The following is a 20,489-nucleotide window of genomic DNA, read 5'->3' as shown; positions in this document are numbered from 1 at the left end:
TTTTCATTATTATTGCTTTTTCTCAGACAAAAAAGGAAAAGTTACTCGACTACCTTTATTGTTGCGCACAACTTAATCAAGAGAATCGACCGGCTCCGATACTTCAGCTTCCGATAACGCGTTGAGCATCTCCGTATCGTTGACAGTGAAGAGGATTATTACATAAAAAGGAATTATCACCCTTAATTCGGCCAAGATTTAAAGGTGAGAGTGAATGCTACTGGGATCACTGTAGCTGTTAAGCTCTAAAGTCACCCAAGCTCAAAATTCGTCAAACCCGAGTTTCAAGGAGATTAGAAGCGCCTTTCGAAGAACGCCAGCAAGGTTATTGCTGCTATCGGACGCTAACTCTTGCAGCTGCAAAGCTATTGGACTAACCATTCGATCTCCCTAATAAAATACCGAAAGCAGCGGCGCGCATTTCGCGCCCGCCACCTTCTACTGTTAACTACTAGTCATCCGCATTGAGAATGAGCATTTTCTCTGTTACCTCGATCGAGACATTTACCTCTCGTGGTGGAACAAAAAAAACACAACCAGCTCCGTGGCCAGATTGAACCTCTGGCAGGAAATGTCCTCCGGCCCAACCATTAAGTTTCGCCTCTGCAGCGAACCAGTCTTTAACGGGCTGAGTTATTCGTCTTTGTGACTTCCCAGTCGATTGATTGTAAAGCGCCAGAATTCTATCTGAAGTACATAAGACCGCGTTGTCTTTCAGCTTGCATGATTCTGGTGTTGGAAATTTATAGCTTGGTGACATACACCCTCCTCGTTTTATAAATTACGTTTAACGTTGTGATTTGGAGCGACTGGAGCGGAGCGCAATCCGTCTCAGCCGCGCAACGGCGACAACACTACCTTACTAGGCCTTACTCCGGGCCTTATAGCTCAGCATAGATCTGCGTCATGTGGCGATCTCCTCGTTTATAGCCCGGAGGATTCGAAAAAAACGTCTTTCCCAATACTTCTAGATTGGTGATTTTACTTAATTCGCATAGATCCCACTCGTGGCCAGGCGTCACATGACCTCCTGCTATTTGATAGCAGCGAAGAACAGAATTACCGGCTCGGGAAACTCCCACGGCTGCTGGTTGTGCTTCGCGTTCCAGCCCACTGTAAGTGAATGATATGTAGTTTCGTCCATTTATTGCTTGAATGAGCAAGTCTCTCATGTGGCCCCTCGCTTTCATTTCTGGTTTATCTCGGCTTAACAGGTACTAGGCAGCGCGCAGGCGAGGGCGAGAGTCGACAGCGCGCCGGCACCGCACGTGGAAACCTTGCGATTGGCACACCAAGTAGCGATCATCGCCGATCCCTTTGTTGCCATACGGTAACATTTAGCACAATTCTGTCTTTATTAGGAACACCCTCGCACCCTGTCATTTGGTCGCATGTCGCAATCAGATATGTCCTTCTCGAAATTGGCTTAGGGAGAAATGTTGCAGATATCTATATAAATTCTTTTCTCCACCCAATATTCGGGACGTCAGTGGTGGCGCATCTTATGGGCTGTCGGAAGTCGCGTAATTGCTGCCTCCTTTAGCGCACGGGCCGGGCGGGGCTCTGATCGTGCGTGGCGGGATGAGATTGGCGCGGGGAGTGGTCGACGCTGGCCAAGGGTAGAGATCGGCCATCAGCGCGGCCCAGGTTTGCCTGGGGCGCGCGCCGAAACTATAACGCCCCGCCCCTATCTCGGGCTGGGCATGGTGAGAGAACCATCACGACGAGCGAAGTGATGCTTACAGACTCAGCAGCTTGGCCGCTATCTGCTTGGCTCTCTCGACCGGTTCGAGATTGCCCTCGCGTAGCACGCCCATAACCGCACCATCGATCAATAGTTGAAAATCGCCGGCGAGTTCTTCGCTCGGTGAGTGGCCGGCTTGCTCGAGCAGGCGAGCGATGATCTCGATCTGAGCCAGCTTGTGCGCTCTGGCGATGCGGTGGGTCTCGCTGCCACGGTCGGCGGCTTCGACCATAGCGTTGATAAAGGCACAGCCCCGAAAGTCGGCCTGCCCGTAGCGCTCGGCGACCACGTCGAACACACCCAGCGGCGAGCCATCGCTGCCGGCAAGAGCTGCCTCGAAGGCGGCCAGGGCCCTCTCATTGCGGTGGCGTAGTACGGCATGCACCAGGGCGTCCTTGCTATCGAAGTGACGGTAGAAGGAGGCACGCCCCACGCCAGAAGCGTCGATCAGTTCGCTGATGCCGACCGCCTGGATGCCGCGTTGATAGAAGAGCGCTTCAGCCGTCGCTATCAGTCGTTCACGCGCCTGTGTCGCCATGGCTTATCCCTTCTGTGAGATTGACACAGGATGGTAATGATCAGTACCGTCTTACGCAAACGGTACTGATCGGTTCCGAACGGCGATGGCATGTCATGGCCGGTGTCGCTGCGAGAGACCGCACTCGGAGATGAAGGCCCATGTCGCCACTCACCACGCTCGCCATGACGGCAATGCTGTTGTTCGGCTCTCCGGGGCCGGGCCCCATGACCATCGTGGCGACATCCGCCACCTTTGGGGTGCGCAAGACGCTCTCGCTCTATGTGGGCATTCTGACCGGGCTGGCGATATCCATGCTGGCCGCTGCCCTGGGTCTGGCGGCGCTACTGGCAGCCTGGCCGAGTGCAAAGCTGACACTACAGATCGTGGGCGGGCTCTATGTGCTCTACCTCGCCTACCGCATTGCGACCACGCCACTCGACACCCGCGCAGCCGAAGGCGCCCGCCTGACGATGCGCGATGGTGTCTTGCTCAACGTACTCAACCCGAAGTCCTACGCGGTGTTACTGGTGATCTACTCGCAGTTTCTACTGCCGATCTCGCCAGCGGCCATCGCTTATGTGGCCACCATGGGGGTGTGCCTGACGGTTGCCGTGTTCACCAATATCTTCTGGATGTGCGTCGGCGGCGCCATCCGGCCCCTTGTGCAGCGCCCTCTCTTCTCCAGACTGTTACGCTTCGCCTTCGCCCTGCTGATGATCGGCGCTGTCTTCTGGGCCTTCATACAGAGTTGAGCCCCATCCGTCTTCCGAGAAAGCCATGGCCGATCCGACTTGGTCGATTCGATCTTTCGGATGCCTAGCGGCACGTGGGTATACGGCTGCGCGTCGAACGGAGAGCCATACCTGACTCCATACCTTGCGTATGCCGAGTCTGGTGGCGCCTAGCGGATAGCAAAAAAGTGGGACAACGAGGAAGGTCACTTGGTGCCCCCGATAGGATTCGAACCTATGACCTGCCCCTTAGGAGGGGGCCGCTCTATCCAGCTGAGCTACGGGGGCGTGGTGGCGAGACGGCATGGCGCCGCTGTTTCCAAGCGGCGCACAGTATAAGCGCCGGATTCTCCGAGATAAACCCGTTGTGGGCCCGAGTGCTACCGGCCCGGGCTGTACGGCAGATGGGTCGGCACTCAGCGAGTGCCGAGCAGGCCGCAAAGTTCACCATCGGTTATCCAGCGATGGCGCGCTCGTAGGCGGCCTCAGCTGGCGTCGCCGGAGATCAGCAGCCGCAGCGCCTCGCGGTTTTCGATCATGTCTGCCAGCACGTAGCCATCCAGCACCTGCATGAAGGCCTGCTGGGCAGACCACAGCACGCGCTTGAGCCGGCAGGCGGGGTCGATCGGGCAGGTCGAGTTGGGCCCGAAGCACTCCAGCAGTTCGAGGTTCTCGGTCTGCCGAATCAGCGCGCCGATATTGATCTCCTCGGGCGGGCGATTCAGGCGCAGGCCACCGCCCCGCCCGCGCAGGCTGGCGACATAGCCTAGCTGCACCAGCGTCTGCGAGACCTTGGCCAGATGGTGCCCAGAGATACCGTAGTGGCCCGCCGCCGATTGCACGGTAGCGGGCATGTCATCGCCTCGGATCGCCAGATAGATCAGCAGCCGCAGCGCGTAGTCGGTGTGCGTGGTGAGTTTCATGATCGCTTGACAGTCATAAAGTGGTAAATGATACTCCAATTTAAATTGGTAGATTGCATACCAATTAAACAACACTGGTGCCAGCCGCCAGCCCTACCCGCCATCGGGGAGTCACCATGCTCAGTCCAGACCAGATCGCCACCGTCAAGCAGACCATTCCCGTGCTCGAGGCTCATGGGGAGACATTGACCCGCCATTTTTACACTCGCATGTTCGCGCACAATCCCGAAGTGAAGCCCTACTTCAATCCCGCGCATCAGCGCGAGGGCGCGCAGCAACGGGCCCTGGCGGGGGCGATCCTGGCCTACGCACGCCATATCGATGATACGGCCGCGCTGGCGCCGGCGGTGGAGGTGATCGCGCATAAGCATGCCTCGCTGACCATCCGCCCGGAGCACTATCCCATCGTGGGTGAGAACCTGATCGCCTCGATCCAGGAGGTTCTGGGCGATGCCGCCACACCGGAGATCCTTGATGCCTGGCAGGCAGCTTACGCCCAGCTGGCAGCGGTATTCATCGGCCGAGAGCATGAACTCTACACTCAGCAGCGCGAGACCCAAGGCTGGGCCGGCTTTTTGGCGTTCACCATCGTACGCCGCCAGATGGAGAGCGAGAATATCGTCTCCCTCTATCTGGCGCCGAGCGACGGCCGCAAGCTACCGACCCACGCAGCTGGTCAATACGTGACCCTGCGGCTGACGGATGCGGCAGGCAACTGGCTCATGCGCCAGTACAGCCTCTCCAATGCCCCCGGTAGCGAGACCTACCGTCTCAGCATCAAGCACGAGACGGGTAACGCCGAGCAGCCAGCAGGCCAGGTATCGCCACAGATTCACGCCACGCTCGCCGAGGGGGATCAGGTCGAGCTCACACCGCCCTATGGCACCTTCGAACTCACGCTGCCGGAAGACCCTGCCCGCCCGGTGGTGCTGATCGGCGGTGGCGTGGGGATCACTCCGCTGATCTCGATGGCGCATGCCGCCCTGGCCGCCTCACCAGAGCGACGCGTGGTGATGATCCAGCTTGCCCGGCACGCCGGTGTACGCGCCTTTGGTGAAGAGCTGGCGGAACTGACTCGGACACACGCCAACTTTTCGCTGCATCTGTGTTACGACGAACCGCGCGCCGGTGTGCCCGCCGACTCGGTGGCCGGAATCAAGCAGGGTCTGCTGGAGGCGGCAGATCTCACCGCCTGGGTGGATGATCCGGCGGCCAGCTACCATGTGTGCGGGCCGCTACCGATGATGCGCGCGCTGGACCGGCTGCTGGCCGAACAGGGGGTGAGTGCGGAGAACCGCCACTACGAGTGCTTCGGCCCAGGGCAGGTGCTGGCGAGCTGATCCCGCCGTGTCTGTTGAAAGACCGGGTAAAAGAGAAAGGCCGGGGAGACGGAAGGACTCAGTGAAGGTAAACGATTCAGCTATATAGGTGACCCGTGAACCCACGATACGCTTCGACACAGGCGCTGTTTCAGGCGCTGGCGCTCCCGCTGCTGCAGGCGCCCATGGCCGGCACGGCCACCCCCGAGTTGGCGGCGGCGGCCTCCAATGCCGGCGCGCTGGGCGGGCTGGGCCTGGGGGCCTCGACCCCAGCAGCGGCTCGTGCGGCGATCCTCCGCACCCAGGCGCTGACCGTACACCCCTTTCAGGTCAACCTGTTCTGCCATGCAGCGCCGGCACGCGACACCGAAGTCGAGTCGCGCTGGATCGAGCGCGCCCGGCCGCTGTTCGAGACCTTCGGCAGCTCGCCGCCGCCAGCGCTGGAGGAGATCTATCGCCCTTTCCAGTTGGACCCGGAGATGCTGGAGATCCTGCTGGAGACCCGCCCTGCCGTGGTCAGTTTCCACTTCGGTCTACCCACGCCAGCGCAGATCGAGGCGCTACACGACGCAGGCTGCCTGCTGCTGGCCACCGCGACATCCCTGGACGAGGCACGCCGGATCGCCGCCAGCGGTCTCGATGCGATCATCGCGCAAGGGTGGTCAGCGGGTGGGCACCGCGGCATCTTCGACCCCGACGCCGAGGATGAACGCCTCTCCACCGAGGTGCTCACGCGTCGGCTGGTCGCGGAATCCACGCTACCGATCCTCGCCGCGGGCGGACTGATGGATGGCATGGATATCGCCCGGGCGCTCTCCTGGGGAGCCAGCGCGGCACAGTTGGGTACGGCCTTTATCGGCTGCCCGGAGAGCGCCGCGGACACGGCCTACCGTGAACGCCTGGCAGCGGGGGGCAAGACCGTGATGACCCGTGCCATTTCCGGACGCCCGGCGCGCTGCCTGGAGAACGGCTTCACGGTCTGGGCGCGGGACGCGCACGCGGGTGAGATACCCGCTTATCCCTGTGCCTATGATTTGGGAAAGGCGCTGAATGCTGCCGCCAAGGCCGACGGCGATGGCACCTACGGCGCCCAGTGGGCGGGCGCCGAGGCTGACCGGGCACGAGCGCTACCGGTGGCGGCCCTGATCGAGACGCTCGCCGCAGAGTGGCGCCGGGCCAGCCGGGGCTAGGCTTTTTCCAGTTCACTGTGCAGCTTCAGCACCCGCGAGCCATCCTCCTGCTTGATCAGGTAGGCCGGGTTGGCCTTGGAGCCCTTGCGCGTGACCTCGCTGCCCTGCAGCTTGCGCGTCACCGACTCGTGAAAACGCTTGGTCACCTGCCCTTCGGCCCAGTTCGGCCCCCATTTCCACTTGACCCATTCACGCTGCTTGAAGGTCGACGTCGACATCGCCAATGCTCCGTTTCCAGCTCTGCACGAATTGTACTCCTAATTATACTTGTACAAGTTTTGGGAGTGTGCCACTCTGCAGTCACGCCGCAAGGATTGTGGCTTCTGGAGTCAGCATCGGATGCTGAAACCGCCTGGCAAGGATTGCCACCTTTGAGTACCGCCGGTCAGGAAGACCGACGGCTGGATGCCGAGGAAGGCCCCAACATGAAACACGATATTGCCTGTCACCGCTGTGGCCATACCCAAGGCCACTCCAATGACGCCGCCCAGGACTGGGATGAGATCATCTGCGTTGGCTGCGGCGAGTTCATCGCCACACGCGACCACAACGCCGCTTTCGGTTCACGCAACCACCGCCTGCACACGCTGAGTCTCTCCGTCGAGACGCTGGTGCGCATGGCGCGTGAGGAGCCGGGCGATGCCAGCCTCATCGGCATGCGAGAAGCGGCATGACAACGGTACGTCTCGATGTCAGGTGCTGGGTCTGCGGCCACGATCGTTTCGATGTGGCGCTCGCACCCGAGCGCGCTGTCTGCGAGCGCTGCAATGCTCACCGCCAGTTAGGGCGCTCGCGATCCGCCGCCGCTTTTGGCGCGAATCGTGCCACTAACGCTCCCCAGACCACCGATGGGCTCCGCAGCGCACAGAGCGCGGGCGCCAGCCGCTGAGCCCCTACGTGGCTTTGAGTCCTTGGTAGGCGATGCGACGTGTGGGGATGTCACTGCCAGCGGCAGCCCTCCCCCTCGCCTCAGCGCGTAGGGGCCTGTGCCGATATTTTCTCGCTTCAGTGAAAATATCGTTTGACACTTCGGCCGCAAGGCCGCACCCTGAGGCAGGTAGGTAGCAAGTCGCATATTGTCAGTCGCAGTCGAGTCAATCGGTAGCCTGGTTATATCCCCTTGTTTTGCCCACTAATTCGGGTATTACCCGGCAACTTTTGAGCGCAAGCTCACGTATTGAGGAATTCGACACATGGCAACTGGCACCGTTAAGTGGTTCAACGACTCCAAGGGCTTTGGCTTCATCACTCCGTCTGAAGGCGGCGACGACCTGTTCGCGCACTTCTCTGAAATCCAAGCGAGCGGCTTCAAGTCGCTGCAGGAAGGCCAGGAAGTCTCCTTCGACGTGACTCAAGGCAAAAAAGGTCTGCAGGCTTCCAACATCAAGCCGCTCTGATCTCGCTAGCCCTGCGCTACGGCGCAAGATAGCATCGACGAAGCCCGCATCTGCGGGCTTCGTTGCGTTTGGGCGGTATATTGCCATCCGCCCACTCTCCCTCTCGAACCTCGCCCTACCCCCTGCCCCGATCGATACCTGCGGTAGTCTCAGGCGTCATCCATACCCTTTCTTCTGATGCCACCCGCTCGCACGATCCTCCACCTCAGTCGAGGCGACGAACCCACTGGCGCACCCGCCAACGCTGCAGCCGGCTGGCATATCGCTTGGTATCGATGGAGACCGGCACGAGTATGCAAACATCTTCGCCCTCCTTCTGCTCCATACGAAAGCGGCGAGCCGCACCAATGGGATGATCCTCGCTGCCATAGATCGCCACCACCCGCACATCGAGATGGTGCAGCTTGGCGCCGTTACTGGTCTGCCCTTGGGCGAAGTCGAGATCATGGTTGCGGCAGATCTGCTGGATGATCGCGCGAAAGGTGCCGATATGGCTGAAGCTGCCGGAGAGCATCGGCCCCTGGCTGGAGACGTGCTGGCTGTCGGACTCCGCCTCTCGCAGATAGCTGACCTCTTCGTCGATCAGATCCTTGGTCAACCAACCTTCACTGGTGTGCAGGGAGACGATCACGTGCTCCAGAAAGATCGGCTCGGAACTCATGTTGCTGATCAAGCAGCGCGCTCCGAGGCCGTTGCCATGTCCTCGGTTGATGATGATCCTGGGCCGCCGAGTGCGCGCGAAATTGCGGTAGAGAATCTGTGCATAAAAGACCCAGACAAACAGCGTGAGCAGGCTGCTCACGGCGGTAATTGCCCGGCTGTTGTGTGCGAACCACTCCATGGATCGGCACCTCCTTATGAAAGTGCCGCCACTCTAGGGCCTCTCCACCGAGCGCCACGATAACCTATGTGGTCCTTTGCCAGGTGCTCGCGCAATATCAGCATCCGCCCCGTCGTACCGGGCTTTCTGGGCTGTCAATGGCCAATGTCCTACAACAACACACGCCATTTACTTACGTTAACTTATATTTACAATAGGCGGTCATTTCATTAAGGTGGCCACCGATCTTCAAGAGCGGCTTTCAATCAGCGCCTGATGAATCGAAGAGACGGCCAATACCGATACGCCGTCAAGAAAAGCAAAAAGGGAACCTTCTACGTGACGCTTAAAGCCACGCTCTCCGCCCTACTCGCACTGGGTACTCTCGCACTGACCGGCTGCGCCTCCATCGTCGGCGACAGCAATCAGACGATCGCCATCTCCAGCACCCCGTCACAGGCGCATATCGCCATCGTCGACGAGACCGGCAAGCAGGTCTTCGAGGGTCAGACACCGACCACCGTGACCCTGGCCAAGAGCGATGGCTCCTACTGGGGCGGCAAGGACTATCGGCTAACTCTCGACAAGCCCGGCTATGCGCCGCTGACGCTTAACATCAGCAGTTCGCCCAACGGCTGGTATCTGGCCGGCAACCTGGTCTTCGGCGGTCTGATCGGCTGGTTCGTGGTCGACCCCTTCTCGGGCAAGATGTATTCGCTCAGCCCGGAAGCGGTGGACGCCACCCTGGGAACCGCGGTCTCCTCCACCAGTGACGACGGGCACAAGCTCAACGTGGTGCTGCTCGAAGACGTACCGCCAGCGCAGCGCGGCAATCTGCGCTACCTGGGCCAGATCTGACAGGCCCACACCGGGGGCAGAGAGCTGCCCCCGGTATTACCCGCGACATTTCGTGCCCACCCGCCACGGCGCTATACTCGTCTGCCCTGTCACTCCCCAGCGACGCCGAGCGCCATGCATTTCGATCTCGCCGATCTTCGTATCTTCGTTCACGTCGCCGAGGCACGCAGCCTGACCGCCGGTGCCAGCCGCGCGCATCTCTCCACCGCCGCGGTCAGCGGGCGGATCAAGACCCTCGAACAGCAGCTCGATAGTCGTCTGTTCTACCGCAGCGCTCAGGGTGTGGAGCTGACGCCCGCCGGAGAACGCCTGCTGCATCATGCACGCCTGATCCTGCGCCAGGTGGAGCGGGTCAAGAGCGACTTTTCCGCCTACGCCGATGGCGCCAGCGGGCATCTGCGCATCTTCGCCAATACCACTGCGGTAATCGAGTTCATGCCCGAGGTACTGGCCGAGTTTCTCGCCACCCGCCCTGGCGTGACCGTGGACCTGCAGGAGCGCATGACCAGCGATATCATTCGCGGCGTGCTCGACGGCACCGCCGACATGGGGGTTCTCGGCATCATGGTGGGCATGGAGGTGCCGCCGCGGCTGCGCTCGCTACCCTTCAGTCGAGACCGGCTGGTTCTGGCCACCCCGTGGGAGCACCCACTGGCGAGCCGCGACGCGGTGACCTTCGAGGATGCACTGGATTTCCCCCACGTCGGGCTCCACGAGGGCAGCACGCTGTTTCATTTTCTGCAGGTGAAAGCGCTCGAGCTCGGTCTGCCGCTGCCGGTGCGTATTCAGGTGTTCGGCTTCGAATCGGCCTGCCGCATGATCGAAGCCGGAGTCGGCGTGGGGATCATTCCGAGTCCTGCGCGCGGCGCTATCAGGCCAGCATGAAGCTGCAGGTACGCCATCTCGGCGATGCCTGGGCCTACCGTGAGCGGACTCTGCTGATTCGTGACGAGGGCGTGCTGCCCGGCTGCGCCCAGGCGCTGTTGGACACCATTCTGAATGGCGAGATGGGCCCACTCGGCGCACCGCCGCCGGCCTCCTGAGGCCGTCTCAGCAGATCGCTTTCAAAGACCTTCTCAACAGATCCTCTTCAGAAACTCTCTCTGAGGGCGCTCGGCCGACTGACACCGGTCTGTCATCGATGTGCAAAGATCGAGCGCTAGCGTGAATGTCACGGCTTACGGCCAGCGCCTCCCGGCCGCAAAGATGCCGTACTGCGCCATGACACAGATCACATAAGCTGACCCAGAGTTGTACCTTAAAAAAACCTTGTACAGTTTTGCGGGTTATGCCAAATTCAGGGTGTCACACACGGACAGGATGTCCCGAAGGCCAGCCTCCCCCGCACTGGCCGGACCGGCAAGGACGCCACCCCCTGGACACCGGAAGTCCACTCTCAGCGCCAAGGAGGGAAGTCATGAAATACCAGATCTCATGCACCCGCTGTGGAAGTCAGCACGCCATCGCCCCGGATACCGCCCACGACTGGGACGAAATCACCTGCACCGATTGCGGTGAATTCATCGACACCTGCGGCCACTACGCCGATACCCACGGTGTCTCCTATCCCATGCATGCGCTCAATCTGTCACGCGGGTTGATCCTGCAGATGGCACGCTCCAGCCGGGCGCTCAACGATTCGACCGCCCGGCGTTCGGCGTGAGCCGCGTCAGTAATGATCAGCCGTGTCTGATCTGCGGCTTCCACGAGTTCTACGTCGCCTCGGGGCCGGGTGAGACGCGCAAGTTGCGCTGCGCTCAATGCACGGCGCACCACTTTGAGCCTCCTCGCTACGAATCGCGGCGTGCCGATACGGCGGTGACTGCAATGAGCGAGAGCCGCTCGGCCCCGGTCGCCGCATAAGCCTCTGGTCCGGTCGCATCGCCAGCTCCCACTGGCTCGCTATGTTCGAACGCTTTGTCCAAGCCCTTTGGCCGCCCCCCCCCCGTCTCGGCGGCCTTTTTTTATGCCCGCTCGCGACTCTCGCTACTTTGCTCGCTATCACCTTTCCACTTTCTCGCTACCCCCCTCTACTTTCTCGCTACCCTCTCGCTACCTTTTCGGCCCCGGTGCCTGGTTCTCAGACATTAAAAAACCCCGCCGAAGCGGGGTTTATCGGATACCACCTGGCGACGCCGGCCTTCAACCCAGGCGCTGGCGATAGTCCTCGTACCCAAAGGTCTTGACCGTGCGCACCTCGCGGCTCTCAGCGTCGACCCGGCAGATCGACGGCAGACGAATGCCGTTGAAGGTGGTGGTCTTGACCATGGTGTAGTGGGCCATGTCGGTGAACACCAGCCGATCGCCGATGGCGAGCGGGGCGTCGAACGCGTAATCGCCGATCACATCACCCGCCAGGCAGGTCGTGCCGCCCAGGCGATAGGTGTATGCCTTCGCGCCTGGCTCGGCCGCGCCGAGAATCTCCGGGCGATACGGCATCTCCAGCACATCGGGCATGTGTGCGGTCGCGGAGGTGTCCAGAATCGCGATGGGGCCATCGTTGTCGACGATATCCAGCACCGTGGCCACCAGGAAGCCGGTATTCAGCGCGATCGCCTCCCCCGGCTCCAGGTAGACCTCGAGATGCGGATACCGGGCACGAAACTCGCGAATCACCCGCACCAGCCGCGCGACGTCGTAGTCGGCCCGGGTGATGTGGTGTCCACCGCCGAAGTTGACCCAGCGCAGCCCACCGAGATACTCGCCGAACCGGGCCTCGAAAGCCGCCAGGGTCGCCTCCAGCGCATCGCTGTTCTGCTGGCACAAGGTGTGGAAGTGGAGCCCTTCCAGCCCTTCCAGATCCCCCGGGCGCAGCTCGGATACCCGCGTGCCGAGACGCGAGCCCGGCGCGCAGGGGTCATAGAGCGCGACTTCGCCGGTGGAGTGCTCCGGATTGACCCGCAGCCCGCAGGAGACCGGCCGTGCCGCCGCCGCGACGGTGTCGCGGAAGTAGCGCCACTGGCCGGGTGAGTTGAAACTGAGGTGGTCGGCGTAGCGCAGCACCACCTCCATCTCCGGCGCGGTGAAAGCAGGCGAGTAGACATGCACCTCGCCGCCGAAGGTCTCCGCGCCGAGACGCGCCTCGTCCTGCCCGCTGGCGGTGGTTCCCACCAGATAGCGGCTCACCAGCGGGAAGGTGTCCCACATGGCGAACCCCTTGAGTGCCAGCAGTATCTTGGCACCGCTCTCGGCCTGGACCCGCGCCAGCAGTTCCAGATTCCGCGTGAGACGCGCATCGTCGACCACGTAGGCCGGCGAGGGGCAGGCGTGGATATCGAAGCCGCAGATCTCCGCCGGCGTCGCGTGCGTGGAGTCGCTCATCGCATCAGCCATGACGCCGGCCCTCAGGCCAGCGGGTCGACGTCGGGATCGAGCTCGACCATCTGCCACGGCAGGCCCATCTCACCGATGCGCTCCATGAACGGGTTGGGGTCGAGCTGCTCGACGTTGAACACGCCTTCGCCCTTCCAGATGCCCTCGAGCATCAGCATGGCGCCGGTCACCGCCGGCACGCCGGTGGTGTAGGAGATCGCCTGGGACTGCACTTCGGCGTAGCACTTCTCGTGGTCGCAGATGTTGTAGATGTACACCTTGCGCCGCTTGCCATCCTTGATGCCGTCGAGGATGACGCCGATGTTGGTCTTGCCCTTGGTGCGCGGGCCGAGCGATGCCGGGTCCGGCAGCACGCGCTTCAAAAACTGCAGCGGCGAGATCTGGGCACCATCGACCTCGATCGGCTCGATGCGGGTCATGCCGACATTCTCGAGCACCTTGAGGTGGGTGATGTACTTCTCGGAGAAGGTCATCCAGAAGCGGATGCGCTCGAGCCCCTTGATGTTCTGGGAGAGCGATTCCAGCTCTTCGTGATAGAGCAGGTAGAGATCTTTCTCGCCGATGCCGTCGAAGTCGAAGGTGCACTTCTCGGCCAGCGGCGCGGTCTCGACCCACTCGCCCTTCTCCCAGTAGCGGCCATTCGCGGTGATCTCGCGAATGTTGATCTCCGGGTTGAAGTTGGTGGCGAACGGATAGCCATGGTCGCCGCCGTTGGCATCCAGGATATCGATGCGATGAATCTCGTCGAACAGGTTCTTCTGGCCGTAGGCGCAGTAGATGTTGGTCATGCCGGGGTCGAAGCCGCAGCCCAGCGTGGCCATGTTGCCGGCCTTCTGGTAGCGCTCCTGGAATGCCCACTGCTCCTTGTACTCGAACTTGGCTTCGTCCGGATGTTCGTAGTTGGCGGTATCCAGATAAGGCACGCCGGTGCGCAGGCACGCCTCCATGATGGTCAGATCCTGATACGGCAGCGCCACGTGAATCAGGACGTCCGGCTTGAACGATTCGATCAGCGCCACGATCGCGTCCACGTCGTCGGCATCGACCTGGGCGGTCTGGATGGGACGCGGCAACTGCTCGGCGATCGCCTTGCACTTGGCTTCGTTGCGGCTGGCGAGGCAGATTTCCGTGAACACCTCGGGATGCTGCGCGCACTTGTGCGTAACGACACCGCCGACGCCACCGGCGCCAATAATCAGGACTTTGCTCATGAGTTCGATTCCAGATCGGGAAAAGTCAACAGTGAAAGGTCTTATCGGTAGTGGGCAACTCATCTGTCGTGCAGATTCAGCGCACCCCGACCCGATGCCACCCCGGTCTTGGTCCTCCGCCGGCCACAGGGACCGAGGGAAGGGCGCAGATAATGGCCTCGACGAAGGCTGGCCTCAAGTATTTTCCGCGTCAAATGTGAAACTGCGTCGACACCCACCCTCTGATGACGAAAACCCCGGCCTGGGCCGGGGCTTTTGTGGTCAGGGCGCGGGTAGCGCACTCGGGCGTGTCAGCGGCGTCCGAGCAGGATTCCCAGGAACACCCCGACACCGCCAGCGATCGCCAGCGCGCTGATCGGATTCTTGACCGTCGCCTCGCGCACGCTGTCGAGCTTCTCGCCGTAGTTGGCCTGCAGCTTGCCCGCGGCGTGACGCGCGCGGCCTTCGTCGCGCATCTCGTCGTCGTCAGTGAAGCGGCCCACGGCTTCTTCCGCCTGGCCCTTGAGGGACTCGGTGCGTCCTTTCATCTGCTCTTCGTACATGCGACCTCCTTGATCGTATAGGGCGCTGGGCGAATCGACGCCCAGACAGCCTCTAGAGCGTAGTCCGCTCATACAGGTCACACAAAGGTCATACCGCTCTCACGCTCGTCGAAAGGCCATCGTGGTGATTGCCGTACCGAATTTATGTCTATATTCTTGGACACATGGACACAAACAACGCGCTCGACGCCTTTGCCGCCCTGTCACAGCCAACCCGGCTGGCGGCCTTTCGCCTACTGACCCGGCACGAACCCGACGGCCTCGCCGCCGGAGAGATAGCGCGTCACCTCGACGTGCCGCATAACACGATGTCGGCGCACCTGGCCGTGCTCAGCCGCGCTGGCCTGATTCACGCCCAGCGCCAGAGCCGCTCGATGATCTATCGTGCCGATCTCGCCGCTGTCGGCGCCCTGGCCGCGTTTCTGGTCAGCGACTGCTGCCACGGTAGCCCCGAAGTTTGCGCGCCACTGGATGCCCTGCTCGGCGGTTGTGTCAGCGCGGCATCACCCCCTCGCCCATCGACTGATCCTGCATGAGAGACGCCATGAACCCCGTGATCTATCACAACCCGGACTGCGGTACCTCGCGCAACGCCCTGGCGATGATCGAAGCCTCAGGGCAGACACCCCAGGTAATCCACTATCTCGAGACCCCGCCGGATCGCGCCCAACTGGTGGCCCTGCTGGCGGCCACGGGGCTGTCGCCGCGCGAACTGCTGCGGCGCAAGGGCACCCCTTACGACACACTCGGCCTGGACGATCCGACCCTCGACGACGAGACGCTGATCACGACGATGCTGGCCCATCCGATTCTGATCAACCGACCGATCGTGGTCACCGCCAAGGGCGCCGCGCTGTGCCGCCCTTCGGAGGTGGTGCTGTCACTGCTGGATCACCCGATTGACACCTTCACCAAGGAAGATGGCGAGGTGGTGCACCCGACGCCGACACCGACGCCCAGCCATCCGCCCGCCGCCGAGTAATCGCCATGTCTGCGTCATTCGACACGCTGCCCCAGCTCGACCCCAGCGCCTTCGCCCCCATCGATGGCGAGGCCCTGGCGGGAGACGCGGGGCCCCACCATCCGCCGCGCATCCTGGTGCTCTATGGCTCGCTGCGCGAACGTGCCTACTCGCGCCTGGTGGCCGAAGAGGCAGGCCGGCTGCTGCAAGCCTTCGGCTGCGAAGTGGCCACCTTCGACCCGCGCGACCTGCCACTGCCGGATGCCGAGGGCCCAGAGCATCCGCGGGTCGCGGCGCTGCGCGAGCTGGCCACTTGGGCCGAAGGCATGGTGTGGGTGAGCCCGGAGCGCCATGGCGCCATGACCGCGGTGATGAAGGCACAGATCGACTGGCTGCCACTGTCGCTGGGCGGTATCCGCCCGACCCAAGGCAAGACCCTGGCGGTGATGCAGGTCTGCGGCGGTAGTCAGAGCTTCAACGCGATCAATCAGATGCGTATTCTTGGCCGCTGGATGCGCATGCTGACCATCCCCAACCAGTCATCGGTACCCAAGGCGTTCAACGAGTTCGATGACGCTGGCCGCATGCGCGCCTCGCCCTACTACCAGCGCATCGTCGATGTCTGCGAGGAGCTGGTGAAGTTCACCTGGCTGACCCGCGGGCGCGCGGCCTATCTGACCGACCGCTACTCGGAGCGCGTGGAGAGCGCAGCCCAGCTCTCCGCCCGAGTCAACCAGCGCGATCTCTGATCGCATTTCCTTATCGATGATCGGGCGCCCGCGCCGGGCGGTGTCTCTCACCGCGCCGCGCCGCCCCTTGTGGAGAATCCTGGCATGCTGGCGCTGGCCATCTTCGTCGTCACCCTGATCCTGGTGATCTGGCAACCCCGCGGCCTGGGTATCGGCTGGAGCGCCGTCGGTGGCGCCGTGCTCGCACTGGCGACCGGCGTCGTCCAACTGGGCGATATCGGCACGGTCTGGGATATCGTCTGGGACGCCACCTTTACCTTCGTCGGTCTGATCGTCATCTCGCTGATCCTCGACGAGGCGGGTTTCTTCGCCTGGGCGGCGCTGCACGTGGCCCGCTGGGGCAACGGCCGCGGACACTGGCTGTTTCCGCTGGTGGTGATGCTCGGCGCAGTGATCTCGGCGTTCTTCGCCAACGACGGTGCGGCGCTTCTGCTGACCCCGATCGTGCTGGCGATTCTGCTGCGTCTGGAATTCTCCCCCCAGGCGGCGCTGGCGTTCATCATCGCCACCGGCTTCGTCGCCGACTCCACCAGCCTGCCGCTGGTGATCTCCAACCTGGTCAATATCGTCAGCGCCAACTTCTTCGGCATTTCGTTCTCGCGCTACGCCTGGGTCATGGTGCCGGTCAATCTGGTCTCGCTGCTGGCGACCCTGGTGGTGCTGTGGCTCGCCTTCGGCCGCCAGGTGCCCAAGCGTTACGCGCTGGAGAAGCTGGACCCGCCGCACACCGCGATCCGCGACCCGCTGGTGTTCCGCGCCGCCTTTCCGCTGCTGATCACCCTGCTGGTGGCCTACTTCGTCACCGCCGCCTGGCACGTCCCGGTAGCCTTCGTCACCGGTGCGGCGGCGCTTTCGCTGATCGCGATCGCCGGGCGCTGGTGGCGCCTGGGCCAGGGCGCGGTGGTATCGGTCGGCCACGCCCTGCGCCACGCACCGTGGCAGATCGTGTGGTTCTCGGTGGGCATGTATCTGGTGGTCTACGGCCTCGGCCATGCCGGGCTCACGCCGCTGGCCGCCGGCGTGCTCGAGTGGCTGGGCCAGCACGGCCCGCTGGTGGCGACAGTCGGCACCGGCTTCTTCAGCGCCCTGCTCGCCTCGGTGATGAACAACCTGCCCTCGACCCTGGTCGGGGCCCTGGCGATCCACCAGGCCGACGTGCCGGCGGTGACCCGCGAACTGATGATCTACGCCAACGTGATCGGCAACGACCTGGGACCCAAGTTCACCCCGATCGGCAGCCTGGCGACGCTGCTGTGGCTCCACGTGCTGGCCAAGAAAGGCTACCGCATCGGCTGGGGTCGCTACATGAAGATCGGGCTGCTGATCACACCACCGGTACTACTGGCGACGCTGATCGCGCTAGCGCTGTGGCTGCCGCTGATCTCACCCTGAGCGAAGTGAGGCTTACTGCCGTGGCCACACGCGCGTCTCGAACACCGCCGCCGTAAATGGCCAGGCGATGCTACCGAACGGGCGTAGACTGCTGAATGTCAGCGCGCCTCGGCCCCGGGCGCGCATCCGGAAGAGATGCCTGGAGGAGCCCCATGCCATTGCCCGCCGTACTGCGCCTGATTTTCCTCTCCTCGCTATGGGGCGCCAGCTTTCTGTTCATGCGCATCGCCACGCCGGCGCTGGGGGTCTTTCCCACCGCCTTCTTTCGCGTCTTCTTCGGCGCTCTCGGCCTGATCGCGGTACTGCTAGTGTGGCGCGTGCGCTGGCGCTTCGATGGCAAGTTCGTCACCACCCTGGTGATCGGCATGATCAACTCGGGGCTACCGTTTGCGCTTTTCTGTGTCGCCGCACGCTTCATCCCGGCGGGCTACTCGGCGCTGCTCAATGCCTCCACGCCGCTGATGGGTGTACTCATCGGCGCCGCCTGCTTTTCCGAGCGGCTGACCCGCGAGCGCTTGGGCGGCGTGGTGGTCGGCATGATGGGGGTGGCTGTACTGGTGGTCAGCGGGCCGGTGGCGCTGAGCAGCGGTCTGATGATCGGCGCCCTGGCCTGCCTTGGGGCGGCGGCCTGCTACGGCATCAGCGGCTTTCTGGTGGGGCGCTGGATCGCCCAACGTGGCGGCCTCGATTCACGCCTGATCGCGCTCGGCTCGCAGCTCGGCGCGACGCTGCTACTGGCGCCGTTGATGCTGGGCCAGGTGACGCTGCAGCCCACGGCGGGAGAGTGGCACGATGTTCACGTCTGGCTGGCGCTGCTGGCACTGGGGCTGGCCTGCACGTCGCTGGCCTATCTACTCTACTTCCGTCTGGTCGAGGAGCTGGGCCCGATCAAACCGCTGACGGTGACACTGCTGGTGCCGCTGTTCGGCGTGCTGTGGGGCGCGCTGTTTCTGGACGAGCAGGTGACCTGGGCCCACGCCGCCGGCGGCGCGCTGATCGCGCTGGCGCTGTGGCTGATTCTATTCAAGCGCCCAGCGAGCCGGGCAGAGACCGCGGAACAGGCGCCGGCAGACGAGCCTGCGGCGGCGGCCACGACCGCAGGGGCAGCCACGGCAGTGGCTCAGGGCGAGGCGGCATCCGCGCGCAGCGAACGGCGCACGTAGAGGTCGTAGCGGCTGGTCTTGCCCTCGATCACGTGCTGGGGCGCTGGGCCTGCGATGGGCGGCGCCTTGCGTGGGCGCTTGACCACCACCCGGTGAGTAGCGAGATCCAGCGCCGCGGCGAGCAGCTGCGGGGCGTCGTCGTCGGCACCGGCCAGCTCGCGAAACAGCCGCATCTCCTTTTTGACCAACGCGGATTTCTCCCGGTGGGGGAACATCGGGTCGAGATGGACCACCTGCGGCGAATGCGGCCAGTCGGCGATGGCGTCCGCCAGCGCCGTGGTGCCATCGGCATGGCGCAGCGCCAGCCGCGCCGCTATCTCGCCAAGTTCGTCGGCAATGGCCAGCCGCGCGAGAGCATCGTCGAGCAGCGCATGGATCGCTGCCACGCGCTCGACCATCAATACCTCGGCGCCCAGCGAAGCGAGCACGAAGGCGTCGCGCCCTAGCCCGGCGGTGGCGTCCACCACCTGTGGCACCACGCCCTTGCCGAAGCCGCACGCCTTGGCCACCAGTTGGCCACGGCCGCCGCCGAAGCGGCGCCGATGGTCGGCAGCGCCACTGACGAAGTCCGCACGCACGGGGTGGCCGTAGAGCGCCGGATCACCGGCGATCTCCAGCCCCGCCGGGCCCTGGCGCAGGGCCAGACCCTCGGCGGGCGGCTCGGCGCGCCACGTCAGCCCGTAGCGCGCCGCCAGCGGGCGCAGCGGCTCGCCCACCACCACCACTTCACCCGCCGGCACAGCGCCGCTCAGGTCGCCCATACGAACAGCACCACACCGAGCAGCAGACGGTAGATCACGAACGGCATCATGCCGATGCGGTCGAGCGCGGCCAGGAACAGCTTGATGCAGAGCCAGGCCGCAACGAAGGAGAAGCCCACGCCGAGGGCGATCTCGTGCCACTGGGTGGCGGTACCCGTCTGCGCCAGCTCGACTCCCTTGAGGGTGCCGGCAGCCAGGATCAGCGGAATCGAGAGCAGAAACGAGAAACGTGCCGCGGCCTGCCGGGTGAAGCCGAGCATGAGCGCGGCGGTCATGGTGATACCCGAGCGTGAGGTGCCGGGAATCAGCGCTACCGCCTGAGCCAGGCCGATCAGCAGCGCACGCTTGAGGGTCATCGCGCCCAGTGGCTCGACCCGGCTGCCGCGGGCGTCGGCGATGCCCAGAAGCACGCCGAAGACGATCGTGGTGGTGGCGATCACCAGCACCGAGCGCCCGGCGGATTCGACCCAGTCATCGACCAGCAGACCGAACACCACTGCCGGTAGCGTGGCGATGATGATCGCCCAGCCCAACCGACTCTCGGGGCTCGGCCCGCGGGCACCGAACTGGCCGAACCAGGCGCAAAGAATCTTGATCACCTCGTGGCGGAAGGCCACCAGCACCGCGCCCAGCGAGCCGATGTGCACGGCGACATCGAACGCCAGCCCCTGATCCGGCCAGCCGAGCAGCTGCGACGGCAGGATCAGGTGAGCAGAGGAAGAGATCGGAAGGAATTCGGTCAGGCCCTGGATCAGTGCCAGCGCCGCGAGATGCAACACATCCATGATGAAGCGTTTCCTTGCAGAGGGGCCAGCCGCCCCGGGATAAGCGTGGAATGGCCACTGCCGCCGCGAGTCATCCTGCCCTGCCAGACT

Annotated in this window: 24 protein-coding genes and 1 tRNA gene; 14 read left to right on the top strand and 11 right to left on the bottom strand. The window is 63.2% G+C overall.

The genetic code is table 11. The features are described from left to right. Window positions 1–451: 451 nt before the first annotated feature. A complete protein-coding gene (locus tag CN538_RS19995) occupies window positions 452–760 on the bottom strand; it encodes a hypothetical protein (protein ID WP_129591374.1) in 309 nt (102 codons plus the stop codon). Window positions 761–1,739: 979 nt separating this feature from the next. After that, window positions 1,740–2,282 carry a TetR/AcrR family transcriptional regulator gene (locus tag CN538_RS13595; protein WP_106419780.1) on the bottom strand — a complete coding sequence of 181 codons (543 nt, stop codon included), beginning with the start codon at window positions 2,280–2,282 and terminating at the stop codon, window positions 1,740–1,742. A 140-nt stretch (window positions 2,283–2,422) separates the two neighbouring features. Here CN538_RS13595 and CN538_RS13590 point away from each other — a divergent pair, with 140 nt between their 5' ends. Next, window positions 2,423–3,016: a LysE family translocator gene (locus CN538_RS13590; RefSeq protein ID WP_106419779.1), complete on the top strand. Its 594-nt coding sequence runs from the start codon at window positions 2,423–2,425 to the stop codon at window positions 3,014–3,016. A 190-nt stretch (window positions 3,017–3,206) separates the two neighbouring features. Here the strand turns inward: CN538_RS13590 and CN538_RS13585 are convergent. Both CN538_RS13585 and CN538_RS13580 read right to left on the bottom strand, forming a co-directional pair. Beyond that, window positions 3,207–3,283 (bottom strand) — tRNA-Arg (locus CN538_RS13585). Between the two features lie 197 nt (window positions 3,284–3,480). Next, a complete protein-coding gene (locus CN538_RS13580; RefSeq protein WP_106419778.1) occupies window positions 3,481–3,918 on the bottom strand; it encodes an RrF2 family transcriptional regulator in 438 nt (145 codons plus the stop codon). A gap of 116 nt (window positions 3,919–4,034) precedes the next feature. Here CN538_RS13580 and hmpA point away from each other — a divergent pair, with 116 nt between their 5' ends. Further along, on the top strand, window positions 4,035–5,258 hold the full coding sequence (hmpA, locus tag CN538_RS13575) for an NO-inducible flavohemoprotein (protein WP_106419777.1): 1,224 nt from the start codon (window positions 4,035–4,037) through the stop codon (window positions 5,256–5,258). 95 nt (window positions 5,259–5,353) lie between these two features. Continuing rightward, a complete protein-coding gene (locus CN538_RS13570; protein ID WP_242495113.1) occupies window positions 5,354–6,427 on the top strand; it encodes an NAD(P)H-dependent flavin oxidoreductase in 1,074 nt (357 codons plus the stop codon). Here CN538_RS13570 and CN538_RS13565 read toward each other — a convergent pair. Further along, a complete protein-coding gene (locus CN538_RS13565) occupies window positions 6,424–6,645 on the bottom strand; it encodes a hypervirulence associated TUDOR domain-containing protein (RefSeq protein ID WP_106419776.1) in 222 nt (73 codons plus the stop codon). The genes CN538_RS13570 and CN538_RS13565 overlap by 4 nt on opposite strands. A gap of 207 nt (window positions 6,646–6,852) precedes the next feature. Here CN538_RS13565 and CN538_RS13560 point away from each other — a divergent pair, with 207 nt between their 5' ends. Further along, on the top strand, window positions 6,853–7,101 hold the full coding sequence (locus tag CN538_RS13560; RefSeq protein WP_129591373.1) for a hypothetical protein: 249 nt from the start codon (window positions 6,853–6,855) through the stop codon (window positions 7,099–7,101). A 519-nt stretch (window positions 7,102–7,620) separates the two neighbouring features. Further along, window positions 7,621–7,824: a cold-shock protein gene (locus tag CN538_RS13555; protein WP_035475974.1), complete on the top strand. Its 204-nt coding sequence runs from the start codon at window positions 7,621–7,623 to the stop codon at window positions 7,822–7,824. 205 nt (window positions 7,825–8,029) lie between these two features. On the opposite strand, the gene CN538_RS13550 is transcribed toward CN538_RS13555, so the two are convergent. Further along, on the bottom strand, window positions 8,030–8,665 hold the full coding sequence (locus CN538_RS13550; RefSeq protein WP_106419774.1) for a hypothetical protein: 636 nt from the start codon (window positions 8,663–8,665) through the stop codon (window positions 8,030–8,032). Between the two features lie 318 nt (window positions 8,666–8,983). Between CN538_RS13550 and CN538_RS13545 the strand changes: the two genes are divergently transcribed. The 4 genes from CN538_RS13545 to CN538_RS13535 all read left to right on the top strand — a co-directional run bounded on the left by CN538_RS13545 (window position 8,984) and on the right by CN538_RS13535 (window position 11,165). Beyond that, window positions 8,984–9,502, top strand: coding sequence for a hypothetical protein (locus CN538_RS13545; protein WP_106419773.1), 519 nt, complete (start codon window positions 8,984–8,986; stop codon window positions 9,500–9,502). A gap of 114 nt (window positions 9,503–9,616) precedes the next feature. Continuing rightward, window positions 9,617–10,387, top strand: coding sequence for a LysR family transcriptional regulator (locus CN538_RS13540; protein ID WP_207233502.1), 771 nt, complete (start codon window positions 9,617–9,619; stop codon window positions 10,385–10,387). Further along, window positions 10,384–10,545, top strand: coding sequence for a hypothetical protein (locus tag CN538_RS21190; RefSeq protein WP_207233501.1), 162 nt, complete (start codon window positions 10,384–10,386; stop codon window positions 10,543–10,545). The genes CN538_RS13540 and CN538_RS21190 overlap by 4 nt, the downstream gene beginning before the upstream one ends. A 374-nt stretch (window positions 10,546–10,919) precedes the next feature. Next, on the top strand, window positions 10,920–11,165 hold the full coding sequence (locus CN538_RS13535; RefSeq protein ID WP_035475968.1) for a hypothetical protein: 246 nt from the start codon (window positions 10,920–10,922) through the stop codon (window positions 11,163–11,165). A 479-nt stretch (window positions 11,166–11,644) separates the two neighbouring features. Here the strand turns inward: CN538_RS13535 and nspC are convergent, their stop codons facing one another. The 3 genes from nspC to CN538_RS13520 all read right to left on the bottom strand — a co-directional run bounded on the left by nspC (window position 11,645) and on the right by CN538_RS13520 (window position 14,588). Beyond that, entirely contained in the window at window positions 11,645–12,823 is a 1,179-nt protein-coding gene (gene nspC / locus CN538_RS13530) for a carboxynorspermidine decarboxylase (RefSeq protein WP_106420654.1), read from the bottom strand. A gap of 23 nt (window positions 12,824–12,846) precedes the next feature. Next, window positions 12,847–14,046: a saccharopine dehydrogenase family protein gene (locus CN538_RS13525; protein ID WP_106419772.1), complete on the bottom strand. Its 1,200-nt coding sequence runs from the start codon at window positions 14,044–14,046 to the stop codon at window positions 12,847–12,849. Window positions 14,047–14,336: 290 nt separating this feature from the next. Beyond that, complete coding sequence (locus tag CN538_RS13520; RefSeq protein WP_106419771.1) at window positions 14,337–14,588, bottom strand: CsbD family protein; 252 nt, start codon at window positions 14,586–14,588, stop codon at window positions 14,337–14,339. A 164-nt stretch (window positions 14,589–14,752) separates the two neighbouring features. On the opposite strand from CN538_RS13520, the gene CN538_RS13515 reads away from it, so the two are divergent. The 5 genes from CN538_RS13515 (at window position 14,753) to CN538_RS13495 (ending at window position 18,853) form a co-directional block, all read left to right on the top strand. Next, the gene (locus tag CN538_RS13515; RefSeq protein WP_106419770.1) at window positions 14,753–15,124 is read left to right on the top strand and encodes an ArsR/SmtB family transcription factor; all 372 of its coding nucleotides are present in this window, start codon (window positions 14,753–14,755) and stop codon (window positions 15,122–15,124) included. A gap of 8 nt (window positions 15,125–15,132) precedes the next feature. Beyond that, window positions 15,133–15,570, top strand: a complete 438-nt coding sequence (gene arsC, locus CN538_RS13510) for an arsenate reductase (glutaredoxin) (RefSeq protein ID WP_106419769.1) — start codon at window positions 15,133–15,135, stop codon at window positions 15,568–15,570. A gap of 5 nt (window positions 15,571–15,575) precedes the next feature. Further along, window positions 15,576–16,298, top strand: coding sequence for an arsenical resistance protein ArsH (gene arsH, locus CN538_RS13505; protein WP_106419768.1), 723 nt, complete (start codon window positions 15,576–15,578; stop codon window positions 16,296–16,298). A gap of 84 nt (window positions 16,299–16,382) precedes the next feature. Further along, window positions 16,383–17,690 (top strand): arsenic transporter, encoded by a 1,308-nt coding sequence (locus tag CN538_RS13500; RefSeq protein ID WP_106419767.1) that lies wholly within the window; start codon window positions 16,383–16,385, stop codon window positions 17,688–17,690. Window positions 17,691–17,842: 152 nt separating this feature from the next. Beyond that, window positions 17,843–18,853 carry a DMT family transporter gene (locus CN538_RS13495; RefSeq protein WP_106419766.1) on the top strand — a complete coding sequence of 337 codons (1,011 nt, stop codon included), beginning with the start codon at window positions 17,843–17,845 and terminating at the stop codon, window positions 18,851–18,853. On the opposite strand, the gene CN538_RS13490 is transcribed toward CN538_RS13495, so the two are convergent. After that, window positions 18,811–19,614 carry a class I SAM-dependent methyltransferase gene (locus CN538_RS13490; RefSeq protein WP_106419765.1) on the bottom strand — a complete coding sequence of 268 codons (804 nt, stop codon included), beginning with the start codon at window positions 19,612–19,614 and terminating at the stop codon, window positions 18,811–18,813. The two genes, CN538_RS13495 and CN538_RS13490, sit on opposite strands and share 43 nt — an antisense overlap. Next, entirely contained in the window at window positions 19,602–20,399 is a 798-nt protein-coding gene (locus CN538_RS13485) for an undecaprenyl-diphosphate phosphatase (protein WP_106419764.1), read from the bottom strand. The genes CN538_RS13490 and CN538_RS13485 overlap by 13 nt, the downstream gene beginning before the upstream one ends. Window positions 20,400–20,489: the final 90 nt, after the last annotated feature.

Origin of the sequence: Salinicola tamaricis, from assembly GCF_003006155.1 — a bacterium.
GTDB classification, from domain to species: domain Bacteria; phylum Pseudomonadota; class Gammaproteobacteria; order Pseudomonadales; family Halomonadaceae; genus Salinicola; species Salinicola tamaricis.
Note: the sequence above shows the minus strand (reverse complement) of the source record. Positions and strands in the feature narration are given on the sequence as shown.

What these genes read in the sequence shown, in the direction of transcription:
- CN538_RS19995 (WP_129591374.1), bottom strand. Translation starts at nt 760, where the DNA reads ATGTCACCAAGCTATAAATTTCCAACACCAGAATCATGCAAGCTGAAA.
- CN538_RS13595 (WP_106419780.1), bottom strand. Translation starts at nt 2,282, where the DNA reads ATGGCGACACAGGCGCGTGAACGACTGATAGCGACGGCTGAAGCGCTC.
- CN538_RS13590 (WP_106419779.1), top strand. Translation starts at nt 2,423, where the DNA reads ATGTCGCCACTCACCACGCTCGCCATGACGGCAATGCTGTTGTTCGGC.
- CN538_RS13580 (WP_106419778.1), bottom strand. Translation starts at nt 3,918, where the DNA reads ATGAAACTCACCACGCACACCGACTACGCGCTGCGGCTGCTGATCTAT.
- hmpA (WP_106419777.1), top strand. Translation starts at nt 4,035, where the DNA reads ATGCTCAGTCCAGACCAGATCGCCACCGTCAAGCAGACCATTCCCGTG.
- CN538_RS13565 (WP_106419776.1), bottom strand. Translation starts at nt 6,645, where the DNA reads ATGTCGACGTCGACCTTCAAGCAGCGTGAATGGGTCAAGTGGAAATGG.
- CN538_RS13560 (WP_129591373.1), top strand. Translation starts at nt 6,853, where the DNA reads ATGAAACACGATATTGCCTGTCACCGCTGTGGCCATACCCAAGGCCAC.
- CN538_RS13555 (WP_035475974.1), top strand. Translation starts at nt 7,621, where the DNA reads ATGGCAACTGGCACCGTTAAGTGGTTCAACGACTCCAAGGGCTTTGGC.
- CN538_RS13550 (WP_106419774.1), bottom strand. Translation starts at nt 8,665, where the DNA reads ATGGAGTGGTTCGCACACAACAGCCGGGCAATTACCGCCGTGAGCAGC.
- CN538_RS13540 (WP_207233502.1), top strand. Translation starts at nt 9,617, where the DNA reads ATGCATTTCGATCTCGCCGATCTTCGTATCTTCGTTCACGTCGCCGAG.
- CN538_RS21190 (WP_207233501.1), top strand. Translation starts at nt 10,384, where the DNA reads ATGAAGCTGCAGGTACGCCATCTCGGCGATGCCTGGGCCTACCGTGAG.
- CN538_RS13535 (WP_035475968.1), top strand. Translation starts at nt 10,920, where the DNA reads ATGAAATACCAGATCTCATGCACCCGCTGTGGAAGTCAGCACGCCATC.
- nspC (WP_106420654.1), bottom strand. Translation starts at nt 12,823, where the DNA reads ATGAGCGACTCCACGCACGCGACGCCGGCGGAGATCTGCGGCTTCGAT.
- CN538_RS13525 (WP_106419772.1), bottom strand. Translation starts at nt 14,046, where the DNA reads ATGAGCAAAGTCCTGATTATTGGCGCCGGTGGCGTCGGCGGTGTCGTT.
- CN538_RS13520 (WP_106419771.1), bottom strand. Translation starts at nt 14,588, where the DNA reads ATGTACGAAGAGCAGATGAAAGGACGCACCGAGTCCCTCAAGGGCCAG.
- CN538_RS13515 (WP_106419770.1), top strand. Translation starts at nt 14,753, where the DNA reads ATGGACACAAACAACGCGCTCGACGCCTTTGCCGCCCTGTCACAGCCA.
- arsC (WP_106419769.1), top strand. Translation starts at nt 15,133, where the DNA reads ATGAACCCCGTGATCTATCACAACCCGGACTGCGGTACCTCGCGCAAC.
- arsH (WP_106419768.1), top strand. Translation starts at nt 15,576, where the DNA reads ATGTCTGCGTCATTCGACACGCTGCCCCAGCTCGACCCCAGCGCCTTC.
- CN538_RS13500 (WP_106419767.1), top strand. Translation starts at nt 16,383, where the DNA reads ATGCTGGCGCTGGCCATCTTCGTCGTCACCCTGATCCTGGTGATCTGG.
- CN538_RS13495 (WP_106419766.1), top strand. Translation starts at nt 17,843, where the DNA reads ATGCCATTGCCCGCCGTACTGCGCCTGATTTTCCTCTCCTCGCTATGG.
- CN538_RS13490 (WP_106419765.1), bottom strand. Translation starts at nt 19,614, where the DNA reads ATGGGCGACCTGAGCGGCGCTGTGCCGGCGGGTGAAGTGGTGGTGGTG.
- CN538_RS13485 (WP_106419764.1), bottom strand. Translation starts at nt 20,399, where the DNA reads ATGGATGTGTTGCATCTCGCGGCGCTGGCACTGATCCAGGGCCTGACC.